Source organism: Arthrobacter sp. CAU 1506, from assembly GCF_005047635.1.
In the GTDB taxonomy this organism is placed as follows: Bacteria; Actinomycetota; Actinomycetes; order Actinomycetales; family Micrococcaceae; genus Crystallibacter.
The window spans coordinates 47,526-65,115 of the sequence record NZ_SUKC01000019.1 but is presented as its reverse complement, the minus strand read 5'-3'; the positions used below and the strand labels follow the sequence as shown (position 1 = coordinate 65,115).

Annotated in this window: 14 protein-coding genes; 4 read left to right on the top strand and 10 right to left on the bottom strand. The window is 63.0% G+C overall.

Going from position 1 to position 17,590, the window contains the following annotated elements:
* Positions 1 to 224: 224 nt before the first annotated feature.
* Both E4J89_RS17345 and E4J89_RS19475 read right to left on the bottom strand, forming a co-directional pair.
* Positions 225 to 956 carry an RES domain-containing protein gene (locus E4J89_RS17345; protein ID WP_169304055.1) on the bottom strand — a complete coding sequence of 244 codons (732 nt, stop codon included), beginning with the start codon at positions 954 to 956 and terminating at the stop codon, positions 225 to 227.
* Complete coding sequence (locus E4J89_RS19475) at positions 953 to 1,333, bottom strand: XRE family transcriptional regulator (protein ID WP_169304054.1); 381 nt, start codon at positions 1,331 to 1,333, stop codon at positions 953 to 955. The genes E4J89_RS17345 and E4J89_RS19475 overlap by 4 nt, the downstream gene beginning before the upstream one ends.
* Before the next feature lie 45 nt (positions 1,334 to 1,378).
* Here E4J89_RS19475 and E4J89_RS17340 point away from each other — a divergent pair, with 45 nt between their 5' ends.
* On the top strand, positions 1,379 to 2,242 hold the full coding sequence (locus E4J89_RS17340; protein WP_276606354.1) for a PDDEXK nuclease domain-containing protein: 864 nt from the start codon (positions 1,379 to 1,381) through the stop codon (positions 2,240 to 2,242).
* A 153-nt stretch (positions 2,243 to 2,395) separates the two neighbouring features.
* Here E4J89_RS17340 and E4J89_RS17335 read toward each other — a convergent pair whose 3' ends face one another.
* Positions 2,396 to 3,973, bottom strand: a complete 1,578-nt coding sequence (locus E4J89_RS17335) for an APC family permease (protein WP_136787468.1) — start codon at positions 3,971 to 3,973, stop codon at positions 2,396 to 2,398.
* Between the two features lie 850 nt (positions 3,974 to 4,823).
* Between E4J89_RS17335 and E4J89_RS17330 the strand changes: the two genes are divergently transcribed.
* Positions 4,824 to 6,788 carry a primary-amine oxidase gene (locus E4J89_RS17330; protein WP_169304053.1) on the top strand — a complete coding sequence of 655 codons (1,965 nt, stop codon included), beginning with the start codon at positions 4,824 to 4,826 and terminating at the stop codon, positions 6,786 to 6,788.
* A gap of 130 nt (positions 6,789 to 6,918) precedes the next feature.
* A complete protein-coding gene (locus E4J89_RS17325) occupies positions 6,919 to 7,533 on the top strand; it encodes a TetR/AcrR family transcriptional regulator (protein WP_136787466.1) in 615 nt (204 codons plus the stop codon).
* Positions 7,534 to 7,608: 75 nt separating this feature from the next.
* Here E4J89_RS17325 and E4J89_RS17320 read toward each other — a convergent pair whose 3' ends face one another.
* Positions 7,609 to 8,520: a LysR substrate-binding domain-containing protein gene (locus E4J89_RS17320; RefSeq protein ID WP_136787465.1), complete on the bottom strand. Its 912-nt coding sequence runs from the start codon at positions 8,518 to 8,520 to the stop codon at positions 7,609 to 7,611.
* 177 nt (positions 8,521 to 8,697) lie between these two features.
* Between E4J89_RS17320 and E4J89_RS17315 the strand changes: the two genes are divergently transcribed.
* Entirely contained in the window at positions 8,698 to 10,149 is a 1,452-nt protein-coding gene (locus E4J89_RS17315) for an aspartate ammonia-lyase (RefSeq protein ID WP_136787464.1), read from the top strand.
* Between the two features lie 234 nt (positions 10,150 to 10,383).
* On the opposite strand, the gene E4J89_RS17310 is transcribed toward E4J89_RS17315, so the two are convergent.
* The 6 genes from E4J89_RS17310 to E4J89_RS17285 all read right to left on the bottom strand — a co-directional run bounded on the left by E4J89_RS17310 (position 10,384) and on the right by E4J89_RS17285 (position 17,309).
* Complete coding sequence (locus tag E4J89_RS17310; RefSeq protein ID WP_136787463.1) at positions 10,384 to 12,030, bottom strand: amidohydrolase; 1,647 nt, start codon at positions 12,028 to 12,030, stop codon at positions 10,384 to 10,386.
* On the bottom strand, positions 12,027 to 13,436 hold the full coding sequence (locus E4J89_RS17305; protein WP_169304052.1) for a cytosine permease: 1,410 nt from the start codon (positions 13,434 to 13,436) through the stop codon (positions 12,027 to 12,029). The genes E4J89_RS17310 and E4J89_RS17305 overlap by 4 nt, the downstream gene beginning before the upstream one ends.
* 88 nt (positions 13,437 to 13,524) lie before the next feature.
* Positions 13,525 to 15,015: an aldehyde dehydrogenase family protein gene (locus tag E4J89_RS17300; protein WP_136787461.1), complete on the bottom strand. Its 1,491-nt coding sequence runs from the start codon at positions 15,013 to 15,015 to the stop codon at positions 13,525 to 13,527.
* Entirely contained in the window at positions 15,012 to 16,208 is a 1,197-nt protein-coding gene (locus E4J89_RS17295) for a M20 family metallopeptidase (RefSeq protein ID WP_136787460.1), read from the bottom strand. Before E4J89_RS17295 ends, E4J89_RS17300 begins: the two co-directional genes overlap by 4 nt.
* Complete coding sequence (locus E4J89_RS17290) at positions 16,201 to 16,881, bottom strand: DUF1028 domain-containing protein (protein WP_136787459.1); 681 nt, start codon at positions 16,879 to 16,881, stop codon at positions 16,201 to 16,203. Before E4J89_RS17290 ends, E4J89_RS17295 begins: the two co-directional genes overlap by 8 nt.
* Entirely contained in the window at positions 16,878 to 17,309 is a 432-nt protein-coding gene (locus tag E4J89_RS17285) for a RidA family protein (protein ID WP_136787458.1), read from the bottom strand. Before E4J89_RS17285 ends, E4J89_RS17290 begins: the two co-directional genes overlap by 4 nt.
* Positions 17,310 to 17,590: the final 281 nt, after the last annotated feature.

Sequence of the window (17,590 nt, the reverse complement as noted above, 5' to 3'; positions counted from 1 at the left end):
TCCGTAAAGCGACGGGGTGGAAAGCAGGACCTCATGGCGGCCGAGCCGGCAGTGAATTAACCACCAGATACAGCTGCGGTCCAGCGCGAATAGTGCCGAATCAAATATGCACGGTTACCAGTAAAGGACGGCACATACGTAGGAAGTGCGAATACGCCGGTCCGTCGACACCTGCCCCGTTTGGCGCATGAATCCGGGGAACAAGGCGTAACGACGGCCCGACGTCAGGTTACGTTGACCCCGGTGCGCCGGACGGCCACGCGCAGGTCCGGGTCGTTGGCGGCGAAGCCCTCGCCGGAGCAGACGGTACATCCTGTATTCGGGGCGGGGATAAACGCTGCCCAGCAGTAGTCGCCCTCGCTGAAGCCGAACTTCGACGGATACCTGATCCCGGCCGGCAGCTGCCCGCCCTCGAGTTGCTGGGCGCGGATCCACTGGGCGACCAGGGTTGTCACCGCACGCTCATCTCCGGTCAGGTCGGATACGGTCAACCGGTCGGCGGCGGCGATGCCCGAGCCCTTGATGGCCTGCACGGTGTCCGGGTGGGTCAGATCGACCCAGAGCCGGTCGGGAAACTGGAGCGTGAAGATCTCCCGAGTCAGGCGCCAGTCCGGCCCCATTCCGTCAACCGGGATGCCGGCGCTGCGCAGCTCGTCCAGCAGCTGGTCCAGACTGATGCCCTGGTCCTGGGCAATCTCAACCAGCGAGGCGTAGTTGCGCGCAGACGGCGCCTTGAAGGCCAGGGATTCGGTGAAGGCGGTATCGCGGCGGGAGGCACCGTAAATGGTCAGGCCCGGGGTGTCGAACCGGCTCCAGTCCTTGCGGTCGTCACCGGGATCGGCCGGGCGCTCCCTGGGGTTGAGCGGTCCGCGCCCGACCCGGGCCACCGAGACCCGGTACATGGTGACGGGCCCCTCCAAGATGGCGAGGCCCGTCGTGCTGGTCCACTGTTTCAACCGTCGTAGCCCTCGTCCAGCACCGCTTTCACGGCGGCACCGGTTTCCGGGAAACGGTCCTCGCGGATCGCCTTGATTGGCGATTCGTACCCGAGGCGGGGGTTGATCGACATTATCCAGGCCTGGGCGGTTTTCCTGCCTTGGACGGACTCGATCTCGTGCATGATGTCGTAGGTGAACCGGAGCCGCTGTTCGGCCGGCTGAGTCGGCGACAGCTTGCCGTTCGCCCATTTCCGGACCTGGCCCGGGTCTTTGACCCCGGCGAGGCTGGCAACCATCCGGGCGGTGATGGTGTCGCAGAGCTCGCGGACAATATCGGTGATATCCATAAACACGGACCCGGCCCTGTGGCGCGGTCCGCCTGGTGCAATCGTCATAAGTAGCCTCCCATCCACTACCATCCTATCCCCGGTGCCCCGGCTATGCCAGCCCTGTGCCCTAGTTGTGCCCGTCTTGTGCCTGCGTCGTGCCCTGCGGGTTACGGTGCGGCCGCATGGACCGGACCTGAACCAATTGTCCAGACGCCGTCTGGACAATTGAGCTGGAACCACAACGTCACGCTCCTCAACAAGATCAACGACCACAAACTTCGGCGCTGGTACGCATCCAAAGCCGTCCAGAACGGCTGGTCTGTCGCCGCCCTTGAACACCAGATCCTCACCGACCTCCACACCCGGACCGGCGCAGCTCCGAACAACCTCGAAGCACGCCTCCCGGGTGAAGGAACAGACCTGGCCCGTGCCGTGGCGAAAGAACCACTAGTGCTCGACTTCCTTGGCCTGACCGAAGAAGCCCAAGAACACGCCATGGAAGAAACCATGACCTTGCGGATGGCCCAAACCTTGGCCGAGTTCGGCCCCGGATTCGCCTTCGTCGGCCGGCAATATCACCTCGACGTTGACGGTGACGACTTCTTCATCGACCTTCTGCTGTACCATGTGCCGTCAGACCGTTACGTGGTGGTCGAACTTAAGGCTGGAAAATTTAAGCCTGAGCACCTGGGACAGCTGAACTTCTACGTCGCAGCGGTAAACGACATGCTCCGCCTCCCGCGGCAGGCACCCACCGTCGGCATACTTGTCTGCGGTTCCCGGAACGAGCGCACCGTTCGCTACGCACTCGATGGCTCCGCCCAGCCGCTCACAGTCACCTCATACACGTACGAAGCCCTCCCCGCTGACGAACAAGCAACACTGCCTTCGCCAGCTGCAATCACCGCCGCTTTGGAACACGACCCGGCCGACAAACGTGTAACTCCAGCGTTGGCCAACCAAAACCGGCAATGACCTCATTCCCACGGTTATCGGTAAAAGGGTTGCTACTGCAGAGGAGAGGTCATTGGAAAGCGCGAAGGCGGCACATAGCGCTGTGCCGCCTTCACCTCCAGACGTGCTCGACAATGTACGTTTGCCCCCAGTCTTTCGTTGCTTCTGTAGCGGCTACTCCGTTTCGTGTACCGTCGCCTGCACCGCTGCTGGTGGCATAGGCGTACCTCCCGCGTGCGGCGTGGCGTCCATATCTCGCCGCACGGCTGCTTTACCTTCGAAGGTTAGTCCGTCTCGGACCGGCTTTCCGCGGACATAGCCACTGACTCCCAGGAGAAGGATGCCGCCGAGGGTTCCAAGCGCAAACACTTCAAATGTCCACTGCTCCACGCCCCAGATGTCCATGAAGTTGTAGTCCACGCCGAAGAGACTTTCCAGTGTCCCTGGGAAAATGGCAACCCAGGAACCCAACAGAATCCAAGCGAAGCAAATGGCGCCCAGGACTTTGAAACCAGTGTCTGAGACCGGCACCTTGAACGGCCGGACCTCATCGGGGTACTTGGTGCGCAGGCGCACGGCGGCAGGAATCGCCAGGAGATAGCTCAGCAGAAACGTTGAGATCGCGATCGTGAGCACCACTTGGAAGAGTGCTCCATTGCTGCCGCTGAGCTGCATGGCTGCGAACATAAAAATGGTGGCCACTACGCCTGAGAGCGTATTGACTCGAATGGGCGTGCCGAGCTTCGGGTGGAACCGGCCGAAGAATCCGCCAAAGAAGGACCCGTCTGCTGCCGCCATGGCCTGCATCCGATCACTGATGATCATCCATGCGGCGCCCTGTGAAACGAGGACGAAGCAGAAGATAACTGCGGAAATGGTGAGCATGATTTCCGCTGCAGGCCCAAAGACGGTGTAAACGGTCGCGACGGCGCCGAAGAGCCCGCCGATTCCGGTGATGTCGTCAAGTGGCACCACCAGGAGGATGGCCAGGATGGGCAGAAGGTAACTCGCAGCTGCGATCAGCGACGACCGGGCAATGGAGATGGGAACGTCCTTGGCAGGGTTCGTCATTTCACCGGCTGCGCTATTGCCGGATTCAAACCCCAGGAAGGAGAAGAGCAGCAGCGGGGTGACCCCCAGGAAGCCCATCAGTGTTGGAGAGAAGAAGCCCAGGTTTAGCCCGTTGAAACCGTGCTGGATGCCGTAGATGACCGTGATCACAAGGAAGAATGCCAGGAACAGGATTTTAAGGATAGCCCCGAGCGAAGGCAGCCATTTTCCGTGCTTGAGGCTGATGATTGCAGAGGTAACGGTGATCCAGATGAACGCCAGCTTGAAAAAGTAGTCACCGACACCGCCGACTTCAACCGGACTGACGAATTCCGACCAGGTTTCGACAGCGACGAAGGCCATCGCACCGCCTACCCAAACCGGCTGGGTCACCCAGGTGAAAAGGGCTGTGATCGCGGCGACTACCCTGCCGAAAGCCATTCGTGTCCACACATAGACGCCACCTTCTTCGGTGAAGGCGCCGCCGGTCTCGGCGAATATCAATCCATACGGAATCATGAAGGTGACAGCCAGGATGAGGGTCCAGGTGAAAGTCTCTCCGCCGAAGCCCGAAACTTGGCCCAGCACTTCTATCGACACCACGGCGGCGACAACCAAGAGCAGGATGTCGAACCGACCAAGCGTCTTTTGCAGATGACGGCTCTGCTCCTGTGCAAGAGCCGTTTGGGATGAGTGTTCCATCGGATGTCCTTTCAGGAGCAAAGCGCACTCACAAGCAGTAAGCCCACATTAGGCTGTGATTCATATCACGTAAAACGAGTCTTTTTGATGGTCTGCATCTGCAGATCCGATGCCACGCGAACGGAGTTTGATACGCACGCGCCCGGCTACCAGTTCTCATTGTTGGCACGAAGGGCAGCCGAAGCATCTGGCAGGCAGCGATATGGTCGCTCGACGGTTCCACCAAAGGCCTCGGCTAAGGCGAGGTCAGACAGATGCCCATTTCCGTTTCGGGGCCCCTTCGGCCAGCCGCCGTGAGGCCGTCGCCGCCATGAGGCACGCAAGTTCAACGGCGATCACAAGGAGCATCACTGCTGCGTGGCTGCCATGGCCATGCTCGTTCAAGGAAGACACCCTCCCATGCTGATGTCCACCGCTCCTGCTGGACATCACAATCCACAGCAGGTGGACGGCGATCATCACAACACTCATGACCATGAGGTGCGATGCACTACTGAGGCAATGGCGTGAAGTGCCGCCCTGCGGTGCGTGTAGCGGGATCAGACATACGAGACAAGCCACGGCCATAGCTGCCATCACCCAAGCCATCTGAACCGAAGGCGCCCCCAAGCTCGCAGCCAAATGGACAACGCAGCTTGCGCCTGAGGCGCAAAACAACAGGACCACCGATGCTCGCCGCCTTATCTCCAGGGCATTGCGGGTGGCCACGGCCATAAGGCACTCCTTCCAGTTGCCCACCATCCGTCATGCCAAAGTGGCACCTTTACGAATCGGGGTGAGCTGAGTAACATTCAGAACGTTGGTAGAACAGTTGTATCACCAAAAGTCCCCCGATCATCTAGGAATGAGCATGACCCCCGACACCACCACCAGCCCGGCTCCCGTAACGCTGCACCCTCTTGAACAGCTGACAGCGGAAGAAGTCCGCTCCGCCCGTGAGGTGCTGGAAGCCGCACAGCTGATCTCGGAATCGACCCGCTTCGCCTATTTCGGTCTGGCGGAGCCGCCTAAGTCGGCCTTCTATTCGACAGACAGCTCTGAAGCACTGCTCGACCGCCAGGCGCGAATCATGCTCTGGGATGCGGCTGCGTCCTCTTCCCTGGACGTTCTGGTTTCGCTGACGCGCGGGGCTGTCATTGAGCAGCGCCGTTTGGACCCGGCAGTGGACGGACAGTTGCCGGTCCTGCTGGAGGAATTCGAGATCATCGAAGAAATCCTTGCTGTCGATCCACAATGGATCGCGGCACTGCAAAGCCGCGGCCTGCGGCCGGAGCAGGTACGCGTGGCTCCGCTGTCCGCCGGCGTTTTCGAGTATGAGAACGAAGAGGGCAAGCGTCTGCTGCGCGGTCTGGGATTCCGGCAGGACCACCCGGGTGACCACGCGTGGGCACACCCCATTGACGGGCTGGTCGCCTTTGTCGATGTGGAGCGACGGCGCGTTGACCGCCTGATCGACGACGGACCGGTTGCGATTCCCGAAGTGAATGGCAATTACACCGAGGCTGCCGTTCACGGCGAGCTGCGGACCGACCTCAAACCCATCGAGGTCAGCCAGCCGGAAGGACCAAGCTTCACGATGGATGGCAACCATCTGACGTGGCTTGGCTGGGATCTCCGGGTTGGATTTGATGCACGGGAAGGCGTGGTGCTGCACCAACTCCACCACACGCTCGATGGCCGGCGCCGCCCCTTGATCCATCGTGCTTCCATCTCCGAGATGGTGGTTCCCTACGGCGATCCCTCGCCCTACCGCAGCTGGCAGAATTACTTCGACTCCGGCGAGTACCTGGTCGGCAGGGATGCTAACTCGCTCAAGTTGGGCTGCGACTGCCTGGGTGAGATTACGTACCTCTCCCCTGTTGTCGCGGACGATTTCGGCAACCCGAGGACCATCCCCAACGGCATCTGCATCCACGAGGAGGACGCCGGCGTCCTCTGGAAGCACACGGACGAGTGGGCCCAGTCGAATGAAGTACGCCGGAACCGCCGGTTGGTCATTTCATTCTTCACCACGGTCGGGAATTACGACTACGGCTTCTACTGGTACCTCTATCTGGACGGCACCATCGAGTTTGAGGCCAAGGCCACCGGAATCGTCTTCACTGCCGCGCTTCCCGACCGCGACTATCCCTACGCTTCGGAAATCGCTCCCGGGCTCGGCGCCCCCTTCCATCAGCACCTTTTCAGTGCCCGGCTGGATATGATGCTGGACGGCACCACCAACCGCGTCGAAGAGCTGGACCTGGTCCGACTGCCAAAGTCGGGCGACAACCCGCACGGCAACGCCTTTACCCAAAAGCGCACCCTGCTGTCCACGGAGAAAGAAGCTGTGCGGGACGCGGACGGGACGGTGGGGAGGGTGTGGCACATCAGCAACCCGACGTCGCTGAATCACGTGGGCAAGCCGGTGGGATACACGCTATATCCGGAAAACAATCCGACCTTGGCCATGGCCCCCGATTCGTCGATCGCGGCCCGGGCGGCCTTCGCGACCCACCACCTTTGGGTCACCCAGCACAGCGACGGCGAACTCTACGCCGCCGGCGACTTCGTCAACCAGCACCCCGGAGGTGCCGGCCTGCCGTCCTACATCGCTGGCAATCGGGATATCGACGGCCGGGACCTGGTAGTGTGGCACAGCTTCGGCCTGACCCACTTCCCGCGTCCGGAAGACTGGCCAATCATGCCGGTGGACACCACGGGTTTCAGTCTGAAACCGCACGGCTTCTTTGACACCAACCCCACCCTGAATATTCCCTCCTCGGCCCGGGACCACTGCGCTACCGCTTGCGGCCCGGAGCACGGCGGGCACTAGGCAGGCCTCCCCTACCACCGCGTTGGCCGAGTCAACGCGGTGGTAGGGTGACGGCCAGTGGGGTGAGGGACGTTTTCGCCCCCGCCCCGCTTTCATCCACCTTGGAGCACTACGGAAACTGAGGGGACCGATGCCACGGTTAGTTGACCATGCGGAGCGCCGTCGTTCCATCATTGAAACGACATGGCGGCTCATTGCCGATTCCGGCATAGAGAACGTCAATATGCGCGACATCGCCAAAGAGTGCGGCTACGCCGGACCGGGAGTCCTCTCGCACTATTTTCCGAACAAGGATGCACTCCTGCTGGCCTCCTACCAACTGATCTGCGACCGCACCAACGAACGGATCGATGCCAGCACGCACGGACGCCGCGGCCTGGACGCGTTGCGCAGTCTGTGTCTGGAGATCATCCCGGCCGACCCGCTGACGGTGACCGAGGCCCGGGTGGCAGTGGCCTTCTGGCAACGGGCCCAGACCGCCGGCGACCTGCGGGCGGTCGGTAGGCAGGCCCTGCAGGCCTGGCGGGACCGCATGCTGCGTTTCGTTGCCGAAGCGGAGCACGACGGCAGCTATCGTTCGCCCGAACGCGCCGACGACTTCGTCGACGGACTGCTGAATTTCATGATGGGGCTGCATATAACGTCCATGCTGGACGCCCATTCAATGTCCGGCTCGCGGCAGCGGACCCTGATAGAACAAGCACTCCAGCGGCTTGCGCTGCCCGAGGCGACGTCCGCACAGTAGCGCGGAATGGCGTCCGCACGCGACGCCCCGTTCGGGCTGCCGAGTGTCAGGGCGTGGTGTTGTTGTCCCGGCCCTTCAACGCTTGGGGCTTTCTGCCACGATCTGCTGACGGACTGCGGCAGCAACAGCACGAATGCGGCTCGTCGGGCGCTGCGCTTCCAAGTGTGCCAACACGGTCCGCAGGTCCGGAACCTTGTCTTTGATCTCGACGACGACGACGCGTCCGCCGTCGTAGGTCAGGTCATGGTGCGGGCGCTGGTGCAGGATTGAATACCCGTGGCCGTGGGCGACGAAGGTCCGCACTGTCTCGTAGCTGGCAGACCGGAACTTGACGTTGGGTTCGCCGCCTCCGGCAGCAGCCAGCGAGAGCATGAGATCGCGGGTATGCGGCATATCCAGCAGCACGAACGGCTCACCCTGCAGTTGGGCAAGCCCCACCTCGGCTTTTTCCGCCAGCCGGTGGCCAGGCGGCAGCGCAAGGTAAGGGCGCGCTTCGTCCACCACGGTCCGGGCGATTCCGTCGGGAAGGTCCAGGTCATAGCACAGCGCCAGATCGGCCTGCCCGGTGAGCAGCGCGTTGACACAGCCGGCTGTGTCGGCCTCGATGACGTCCAAGACCAAGTCCGGGTGCTTCGCTCGCAGCCTGGTCAGCACGCCCGGCAGCAGAAAAGGCGCCAGCGTGGTGAAGCAGGCCAGCCGGACCCGTCCGGCCAGACTCCGCTGCTCCCCGCGGGCGTTATCCAGGCTTTCCTCGACATGCGCCAGAATCGACTGCGCATCGCGCACAAAGAGCTCGCCGGCCGGCGTCAGCACCAGTCCCTTGGATCGTTGGCGGACAAAGAACTGGGTTCCCACCTGCCGCTCCAGCTGGGCGATCGCAGCCGATACCGCCGACTGCGCCACGTTCAACCGCTCCGCTGCCCGGGTCATTGACAGTTGCGCGGCGGCTTCCACGAAGTAGCGAAGCTGGGTCAGAGTGATGTCCATGCGAACAGGATACAGAAGTCCATCGGTTTTACAGATCAAAGGAAGCGGAAAGAACTGTTCGACAGATGAGCTCAAAGGGTCGCATTGTAGAGATGGGCCGCTCGGTCCGGCTCCTTCCGGTGGAGGAGGCTGGCACTGCGACCCCTCCGGCAACACCTCCATTCCAGAAAGACAACGATGTCAAACACGTCCCTTGAGAACAGCACCTCCACATCGCTCCGCCCGGAGAGCGACAGCCTGGGCGGGCGGAACGTTCCAGCCGACGCCTACTGGGGAATCAGCACCCTGCGGGCCTTGGAGAACTTCCCGGTCAGTGGGCGCCCCGTCGGCAGCTTCCGCTCCCTTGTGTGGGCTTTTGGCGCTATCAAGTACGCCGCCGCCCGGGCGAACGCATCCCACGCGCTGCTGAAACCAGAGATTGCGGCCGTCATCCAAGAAGCAGCAGCAGAGGTCATGGCCGGGAAGCTCGATGAAGAATTCGTTGTCGACCGGATCCAGGGCGGTGCGGGTACGAGCACCAACATGAACGCGAACGAGGTCATCGCCAACCGGGCGCTGGAACTGCTGGGACACCCCAAGGGGAGCTACGCCGTCGTCAATCCCATTGATCACGTCAACCGCAGCCAAAGCACTAATGACACCTATCCCACTGCGGTGAAGCTCGCCCTTCACCGGGAGCTTGAGGCGCTATGCGAGGAGCACCGGATGCTGAGCGATGCCTTCCACACAAAAGCAGGCGAATTCGCGGGCATCCTGAAGGTCGGCCGGACCCAGCTGCAGGACGCGGTGCCGATGACCCTGGGCCAGGAGTTCGGTGCCTTCGCCGAGACCCTGCGCGAGGACCTGGCGCGGCTGCAGGAGCTGCAGCCTCATTTGCGCGAGTCCAATCTGGGCGCCACTGCCATCGGCACCGGCATCACCACTGTGCCGGGGTACCGCCAAGCAGTGCTGGCGGAGCTGTCCGCAGTGACGGGTTTGCAGCTGGCATCTGCGGCGGATCTGGTCGAAGCTACCTCGGACACCGGGGTGTTCATCCTGGTGTCCGGAGTGCTGAAGCGTGCAGCGGTGAAGCTGTCCAAGATCTGCAACGACCTGCGCCTGCTGTCCTCGGGCCCGCAGGCTGGCCTGAACGAAATTTCCCTGCCGGCCGTGCAGGCGGGGTCTTCGATCATGCCCGGGAAGGTCAACCCGGTCATTCCGGAAATGGTCAATCAGGTGGCATTCCGCGTGGTCGGGGCCGACGCCACAGTGACCATGGCGGTGGAAGCTGGCCAACTTCAGCTCAATGCCTTTGAACCTGTGATGGCGGACGCGCTGCTTGAGTCGATACAGTGGCTCGCCGATGCCTGCAGGCTTCTGCGCACCAAATGCGTCAGCGGCATCGAGGCCAACATCACCGTCCTGGAACGCCGGATGCACGAAACCATCAGCGTTGTCACCGGATTGGCACCGCTGCTTGGGTACCGGCCCGCTGCCGAACTGGCCAAGAAGGCGCTGGCCACCAACACTTCCGTGGCTCAGCTGGTCCTGGACCAGCAGCTGCTGACGTCGGAGCAGTTGGTGGAGGCCCTGTCCGAAGCTGCGCTCACCGGCATCCACACGGGATCACTACCTGCTCGGAGAGCATGACCTGATGACCCTTGAACGATAACGGCAGCCCCATGGCGGATCATCCTGTCATCCGGCAAGGGGCACGTGCTTGCGTCAGCGAAGGGTCATGTGGCCACGACAAAATTCCAGGCAGTGCCATGCGACGTGAGCATGGCACTGTCTGGCTGACGAGGCGGCATGTAACTGACTGCTGACATCCCCGGGGAAACCAACTGTGGTGGAGCCTGGTAGTCAGCGAGTCGACAAGCAGGGTTAAGAACTCGGGGTGCTCTCATACACCGTGTCCCCGCCGAGGATGGTTCGGCCCACGCGCACTTGGTCGAAGCTTTCGGCCCCCTCGATCGGACCGGTGAGAATCACGAGGTCGGCGAGCTTTCCAGACTCGAGGCTACCGATCCGGTCCGCGATTCCCGAGGCCTCGGCGGAGCCGAGTGTGTAGGCGTAGATGCTGTCATCAATCCCCAGACGCTCCTGGGGTTGTGCAGGCACGCGCGATTCCGCGTTGAGTGCATGCACATCGTCGATTGGGGCGGTTCGCGTGCTCGCGGTGTAGAGACCCCACAGCGGGTCCGGACTGGTCACCGGCCAGTCACTGCCCATCGCGAGGTGTGCTCCGGCTTGGCGGAGTGATTCGAAGGGGAAGTGATAGCGGGCCCGGTCCTCGCCGATGAGCGGGAACTTCCGCTCAAGAATTTCCTGGTCGTTGCGCGCCCAGAGAGGCTGCAGATTCGCCGTCACCTTCAGCTCCGCGAACCGACCAAAGTCCGCTGGATCGACGACGTCGAGGTGCGCGATCTGGTGTCGCTGCCCCGAACCATTCCGTTGCCGGGCGTGGGCGACCGCGTCCAGGCACTCACGCACGGCGCGGTCTCCGACACCATGGAAGTGAATACTGAGCCCGGCCGCATCCAACTGCGCAACGATCTCGCCGAGATGTTCGGGGCTGATGACCGAGTCGCCCCGGACTGCCGGGTGCACCCCGGTGTACGGCTCAATGAGCGCTGCCGTGCAGTTCTCGCAGATTCCGTCCTGCATGATCTTCACGCTGCGCACCTCGAACCCGGCCTCCCCTGCAGCCCGGATCCTCTCCAACAGCTCAGGGATATAGTCCGGTCCGGCTGCCGGCGGCCACCACATTGAACCGGTTACCCGGGCCCGCAGCGAACCGTCCGCCAAAGTCTCGATGTAGGCAGGCAGGCTGTCAGGCAAGGTGAGGTAAGCGCCTAGGATCGCGTCATGCCACGCGGTAATCCCCAGGGAGAAGAGGTGCTGTTGGGCCTCGAGAAGAGCGCGGCACAGTTCCTCCGGGCGGTTTGGCGGGATGAGGCGGGTCACGAGTTCGCCCGCCGCATCCATGAGCACGCCTGTCGGCTCCCCGAGCTCATCACGGATAATTCGGCCGGCAGCCGGGTCAGGTGTCTCCCGGGTGATGCCGGCGCGTTCCAGAGCTTTCGTATTGACCCACACCCCATGGGCGTCGTGGCTGGTCAACACTGCAGGACGGTCCGGCACGATCTCGTCGAGCAGTTGCCGTGTCGGCAGGCCACCCGGAAATACGTCGCCGAACCAGCCGGACCCGACCAGCCATTCGTCGTGGTGCTGAACGGCGTAATCGTGGATAAGGGCGGAGTATCCCTCCAAGGAGTGCGCGCGTTCCAGGTCGCACCCAAGAAGCGCGAGTCCGCCCGCCTGGGCATGGATGTGGCCGTCGTGGAAGCCTGGCAGCACCGCGGCGCCGCCTGCTTCAATGCGCACGGTTTCGGGTCCTGCAAGCGTCAGGATCTCCCCGTCGCTGCCGATTGCTGCGATCCTTCCATTCGCCACGGCAAGGGCAGTCGCACTGCTGCGGGCAGGAGTCCACAGTTGCGCGCCGGTGATCACAAGACTCGGAGCGGTCATCGGACCGCGCCACTGGTGATTGCGGAACGCTTCCAGAAGCCGTAGATCACGGCCGGCACCGCGAAGCCAACCACCCATGCCATGTCGACGAAGCCGAGCGGCTCCGCAAACGGACCGGTATACATTGAGGTCACCATGAACGGGAGTTGCACCAGGATTCCAACGAGGTAGCTAACCAGCCCGATGCTGTCCCAGCGACCGTAGCGTCCTCCGTCCCTGCGGAACATGTCGTCCACCACGTAGTGGCCCTTGCGCAGGATGAAGTAGTCAACGAGGTTGACTGCCGACCAGGGAATCAGGACATACAGCAGGATTATGACGAAGTCGCCGAAGATGACAAGGAAGTTATCTTTACCCAGCAGTGCTCCGATCATCGCAAGAAGTGCATACGCCACGGTCATGCCGACCCGCTTAGCCGTATCAATTCGGATCTTGGCGGAGAGCGTTTCAAAGACGGTGAGCGAACACATGACGCCGGAGTAGATATTGGACGAGTTCATCACCGCGGAGGCGATGCCGAATGCGAAGAGCACGACCGGGCCGAAGCCGCCGAGCAGTCGTCCCAGCGCAGCCATCGCGTCACCATCGGCAGTGCTGAGGCCAACGAGCGCTCCGAGGACCATGACCAGCACAGTGCCGATGACGAGCCCGAGGTAGGTCGCCCAGAATGCTTGCTTCGCACCGCCGTCGTGCGGCATGTAGCGGGAGTAGTCCGAGACATAGGGGGCGTAGGCGAGTTGCCAGGTGACGCCGATCGCGAGCATGCCGAAGAATCCGGCCAGGTTGAAGCCGAGTTCGTTGTGCTCCGCGAAGGTGATGGGGTTCGACACGATGACGAAGATCGAGACGACGACGAGAACACCGATGACGATCGAGAACACAGCCATCATCTTGCGGACGAGATCGTAGCCAAAGATTGCGACGGCAAGCGCGATCACGGCGCAGATGATGATCCCTGTATTGATCGCATCTGATTGGAAGACAGCGGCGAAGCTTTGGGCCGCCACTACCAGGTTCGAAGCGAAGAAGCCGAGGAACATGATGAGCGCGATAAGTGCCAGCAGGCTCCCGCCGAAGTATCCGAACTGACCCCGGGCCTGCAGCATTTGGGGAATCCCGAGCTGCGGTCCTTGGGAAGCATGCAGCGCAGCGCCCAGCCCGCCGATCACATTCCCGATCACCACCGCAGTAATAGTCCACCCGAGCGACAGCCCGAACAGCGTCGGACCGAGCGCTCCGGTGACGACCGTCAGCGGGAGCATGTTGATGCCGAGCCACACGAAAAACAGCCCGCGCGAAGTGCCGCGGCGTTCGCTTAACGGAATGGGGCGGATATGGCGGCGTTCGAGCGCGACGATCCTCGGCTTCCCGCCTAAGCGGTTTGCGTTTTTGATCGTGTCAGTCATGGTGCACTCCTTCGTGCGGTGGTTGTGGATTGAGGTGCTTACGGGTCTTGCTTCAGGCTCATGGTTCCTGCGGTCTCTTCCGCCGCGTTCATCCCCACTGCATCCAGGTGGTCTTGTAGTCGGTGTAGTTTTCGAGCGCGTGCACCGAGAGGTCCCGGCCGAATCCCGACTGCTTGAACCCACCGAACGGCGTGGTGAACCCGAGCGCATCTACCGTGTTTACCGAGACGGTGCCGGCCACCAGGCGAGCGGACACGCGGTGCGCGCGGCTGAAGCTCCCGGTCCACAGGGAAGCGGCGAGTCCGTACGGGGTCTCGTTTGCCGCCGCAATGGCTTCCTCTTCCGTGTCGAAGGGGGCCACCACTGCGACGGGGCCAAAAATCTCCCGGGTGTGGACCTCATGGTCGGCGGGCACGTCGGTCACTATCGTCGGTTCGATGAACGCGCGGGAACCGTTGATCTCCGGCCGGTTCCCGCCGGCCACAATGGTGCCGTCGCGGCGCGCGTTCTCGATCGTGGCCCACACGCTGTCCGCGTGCGCCTCCGACACCAGCGAGCCGCTGCCGCATTCGGGGTCCAGCGGATCTCCGGGCAAGTAGGCCTGCGCGGCCTTGGCGTAGAGCTTGAGGAACTCCTCATACACCGGGCGCTCGACGAAGATACGGGAATTCGCCGAGCACACTTCGCCCTGATTGTAGAAGCTGCCGAAGGCAGCCTTCTCGGCAGCGAGCGCCAGGTCCTCGCAGTCGGCAAACACGAGGTTGGAGCTCTTGCCGCCGGCTTCCAGCGCCAGACGCTTCATATTCGACTGGCCCGCGTACTGCTGCAACTGCTTCGCCACCTCGGTAGACCCGGTGAACGCGAGCATGTCGATGTCCTGATGCAGCGCCAGGGCCTTGCCCACCACCGAACCCCGGCCCGGAACCACGTTCAGGATGCCGGCGGGGATGCCGGCTTCCACCGCCAGATCGGCGAGCAGCAAGGCTGAATGCGACGCTTCCACCGGCGGCTTAACGACGACGGCGTTGCCAGCCGCGAGCGCGGGCGCCACCTTCCACGTCGCAATCTCGAGTGGGTAGTTCCAGGCGACGATGACACCGATGACGCCGAGCGGCTCACGGGTTACGAGCGCCGTAGAACCGGGCGGGGTCACCGGAATGAGGTCTTCCTGTTTCTCGATCGCCTCGGCATAGAAACGGTAGAGGGCCGCCGAACCGGGAGCGTCGATCGTGGAGGATTCGCGGATCGGCTTGCCCATGTCGAGTGTGTCGTAGAGGGCGAACTCGTCGGCATGTTCCTCGATCAGCCGGGCGAACTCAAGCAGGCGTTCGCGGCGGAAGCCCGCGCCGGCCTGTGACCAACCGCCGGCCTCGTAGGCAGCGCGGGCCGCGGCGACGGCGTCGTCGACGTCAGCCGTATCGCAGTCATGGATCTGGGAGATGACTTCGCCGGTGGCCGGGTTCCGTTTCTCGATGGTTTTCCCGGTCCGGGAGGACACGCGTACGCCGCCGATGACGGGGCGTCCGTCGAACTCCAGCGCAGCGGCCGCTGCTTTCCATTCGGCGTGGGTGCGAGTCATGATGACCCCTTTCGTGGGGCGTCGGTGGTGGGGAGAGATTGAGGTGCGGTGGCAGCGGCCCGCTGCCGTCCGACGTCGTACGCCGTCCAGGCGAGAGCCAGCGCGCCATCGCGCAGCGTGCGCTCAGCCGCGGGGCCGACACAGGCGGCGGCAAAGGCCGGCTGGTGATTGCTCGCCTCGCCACCGACCCCGATGTAGGGGTGGATGGCGTTCACGACCTGGGAAACATTGCCCATGTCCGTCGAGGCGCGGTTCATCGCCGCTGCCACCGGATCGACGTTGAAGTCCCGTCCGATGGTAATGGCGTTGCGGCGGTAGAGCTCGAGCGCTTCGTCATCGGTGCGCATCTCGGCGTACCGCTTGCTCTCCGGGGTGACGGTGAGCTTTGCACCGGTAGCCAGGGCACCGGCTTCGAAGCACTTGAGCATGCGTTCTTCTAGTTCCAGCAGCTGCTCCGTAGTGTCCGCGCGGACATACCAGCGCCCCTCGGTCCGCTCCGGAATGGCGTTGGGGGCCTCGCCGCCGCGGGTCTGCACACCGTGGACACGGACTCCCTGGGGCAACTGCTGGCGCAGCAGCGCGATCCCCAGTTGCGCAACCAGGAAGGCGTCGTTGGCGTTCACGCCGCGCTCCGGGTAGGCCGCCGCATGGGCCGCCTTCCCGTCGTACTGCACATGCCAGTGCGTTACCGCGAAGGGCCGGGCTTCCGCCACGTCGACCGGCGCCGGATGGGCCATGAGGGCGAAGTCCAGTTCCTGGAAAGCGCCGCGCTCAAGCAGCTCGATCTTGCCCCCGCCGCCTTCCTCCGCGGGAGTGCCGATCACTACCACGGTGATGCCTGCCTCGCTGGCTACTTCGGCCAAGGCAATGGCACCGCCGGCGGACATGGCGGCAATCAGGTTATGCCCGCAGGCATGGCCCAGGCCGGGGAGCGCGTCGTACTCCGCGAGAAACCCGACGGTGAAGCTGCCGTCCCCGCTGCCGAGGACGGCTCGGAACGCGGTATCGAGGCCCAAGTAGGGTTGCTCGATCTCGAAACCGTGCGCCGCCAGCAGCTGCGCCACCGCGGCCGAGGAACGGTGCTCCTGCCAGCCAAGCTCGGGATCGCCGTGCAGCTGCTCCGACAGGGCGATGAGATCGTCGCCGACCTTCTCCAGCCGATCGGCGATCCGTTGCTTGAGCACGTCATTCATCGCCGGGCACCCCGTAGGAGGGAGCAGCAGCGGGATTGATGCCGCGGCTGGTGTAGTCGTCGCGCTGCGGCAGCCACACCTGCAGGAGGCGTCCGAGTTCGCCGACGGGGTCTTCCTCGGCCCAGTCGACGCGCAGATCGGTGACCCGCCAGCCGGCAGTGCCGACGACCGAGAGGCCGGCGGAGTGGAGGGGTCCCTCTTCTCCGCCCGCCGCGACCGCTGCCTGCATGGCTGCGTACAGCCGCTCTTCAATCCGGCCGCTGGCGCCGAGGGCTGTATCCACCAGGGCATCCAGCACGTTCAGGTCCGCCAGCATGTTGCCCGCGGCGACAGCGTCCTGCCGCATGGCAGCCCCATAGGTTCCGAGCGCGCGGTCACCGGAATAGACGGCAGCCCGGCCCTGGGCATCGAGTACAGCCAGCTGGCGGTAGCCGATGATGCTCTGGTCCACGGTGTCAACCACTGCATCCAGGGCTTCCTTCGCAGACTCACCTGCCGCGAGCCGGTCAATGAGCTTCGGTCCGAGCCGCGGATCGGTGACGTTCTGCGAATTGGCTCCGCCAACCCCGTCGGCAAGATTCACGCAGCGGGCAGCAACGGCAGGCGAGGATGAGGAGATAGCCGCACCGAACTCGCCCGTCTCCCGGTCCCGAAGAATGAGCGAAAAGGTCATGCCGACGCCACCTCGCCGACCACCGCGATGGCGTCAATTTCCACGAGCCACTCCGGACGGGCGAGCGCCTGCACCACGATGCCGGTCGACACCGGGAAGACACCCTTCAGCCAGGTGCCCATCGTGCGGTAAACGTCCTCGCGGTAGCGCGGGTCGATGATGTACACCGTGACCTTGACGATGTCCTCGAGCCTGCTCCCGGCTTCATCTAGCAGCATCTTGATGTTCTTCATAGCCTGCTCGGTCTGTGCCACCACGTCCCCGATACCGACCGACTCGCGGGTCTCCAAATCTTGGCCGATCTGCCCGCGCAGGTACACCACTCCGTTGGCGACAACAGCTTGGCAGAGATCGTTGTCAAGGTTCTGCTCGGGGTAGGTCTCTTTGGTATTGAATTTCCGGAGCCGCACATGGGTTGTGTCGGGCACAATATCCTCCTGATCGATGATGACGGTACGCGGTCTGAGCCCATTCTTGAGAACTGTGTCACATCTGTAAACCAGTGAAAATTTAGGCAGTGCATCTTCAAATCCGATTCAGAAACTGAAGCGCTTTTTGCGATCAACCGCGGCTCTTGTTATCTGAAGAATCGATCAAGTGAACCGTGAACAACTATTGGCCAAGGCGTTCCGGCTGCTGTTGGCTGGTCTCACCCGGAATCAACAATCAGCCGTCTGGCAGGGCCTCTCAACCCTTGCCGGGCAGTGAA

What these genes read in the sequence shown, in the direction of transcription:
- E4J89_RS17320 (WP_136787465.1), bottom strand. Translation starts at nt 8,520, where the DNA reads ATGGACATCACTCTGACCCAGCTTCGCTACTTCGTGGAAGCCGCCGCG.
- E4J89_RS17315 (WP_136787464.1), top strand. Translation starts at nt 8,698, where the DNA reads ATGTCAAACACGTCCCTTGAGAACAGCACCTCCACATCGCTCCGCCCG.
- E4J89_RS17295 (WP_136787460.1), bottom strand. Translation starts at nt 16,208, where the DNA reads ATGAATGACGTGCTCAAGCAACGGATCGCCGATCGGCTGGAGAAGGTC.
- E4J89_RS17330 (WP_169304053.1), top strand. Translation starts at nt 4,824, where the DNA reads ATGACCCCCGACACCACCACCAGCCCGGCTCCCGTAACGCTGCACCCT.
- E4J89_RS17300 (WP_136787461.1), bottom strand. Translation starts at nt 15,015, where the DNA reads ATGACTCGCACCCACGCCGAATGGAAAGCAGCGGCCGCTGCGCTGGAG.
- E4J89_RS17325 (WP_136787466.1), top strand. Translation starts at nt 6,919, where the DNA reads ATGCCACGGTTAGTTGACCATGCGGAGCGCCGTCGTTCCATCATTGAA.
- E4J89_RS17340 (WP_276606354.1), top strand. Translation starts at nt 1,379, where the DNA reads ATGCCAGCCCTGTGCCCTAGTTGTGCCCGTCTTGTGCCTGCGTCGTGC.
- E4J89_RS17305 (WP_169304052.1), bottom strand. Translation starts at nt 13,436, where the DNA reads ATGACTGACACGATCAAAAACGCAAACCGCTTAGGCGGGAAGCCGAGG.
- E4J89_RS17335 (WP_136787468.1), bottom strand. Translation starts at nt 3,973, where the DNA reads ATGGAACACTCATCCCAAACGGCTCTTGCACAGGAGCAGAGCCGTCAT.
- E4J89_RS17310 (WP_136787463.1), bottom strand. Translation starts at nt 12,030, where the DNA reads ATGACCGCTCCGAGTCTTGTGATCACCGGCGCGCAACTGTGGACTCCT.
- E4J89_RS19475 (WP_169304054.1), bottom strand. Translation starts at nt 1,333, where the DNA reads ATGACGATTGCACCAGGCGGACCGCGCCACAGGGCCGGGTCCGTGTTT.
- E4J89_RS17290 (WP_136787459.1), bottom strand. Translation starts at nt 16,881, where the DNA reads ATGACCTTTTCGCTCATTCTTCGGGACCGGGAGACGGGCGAGTTCGGT.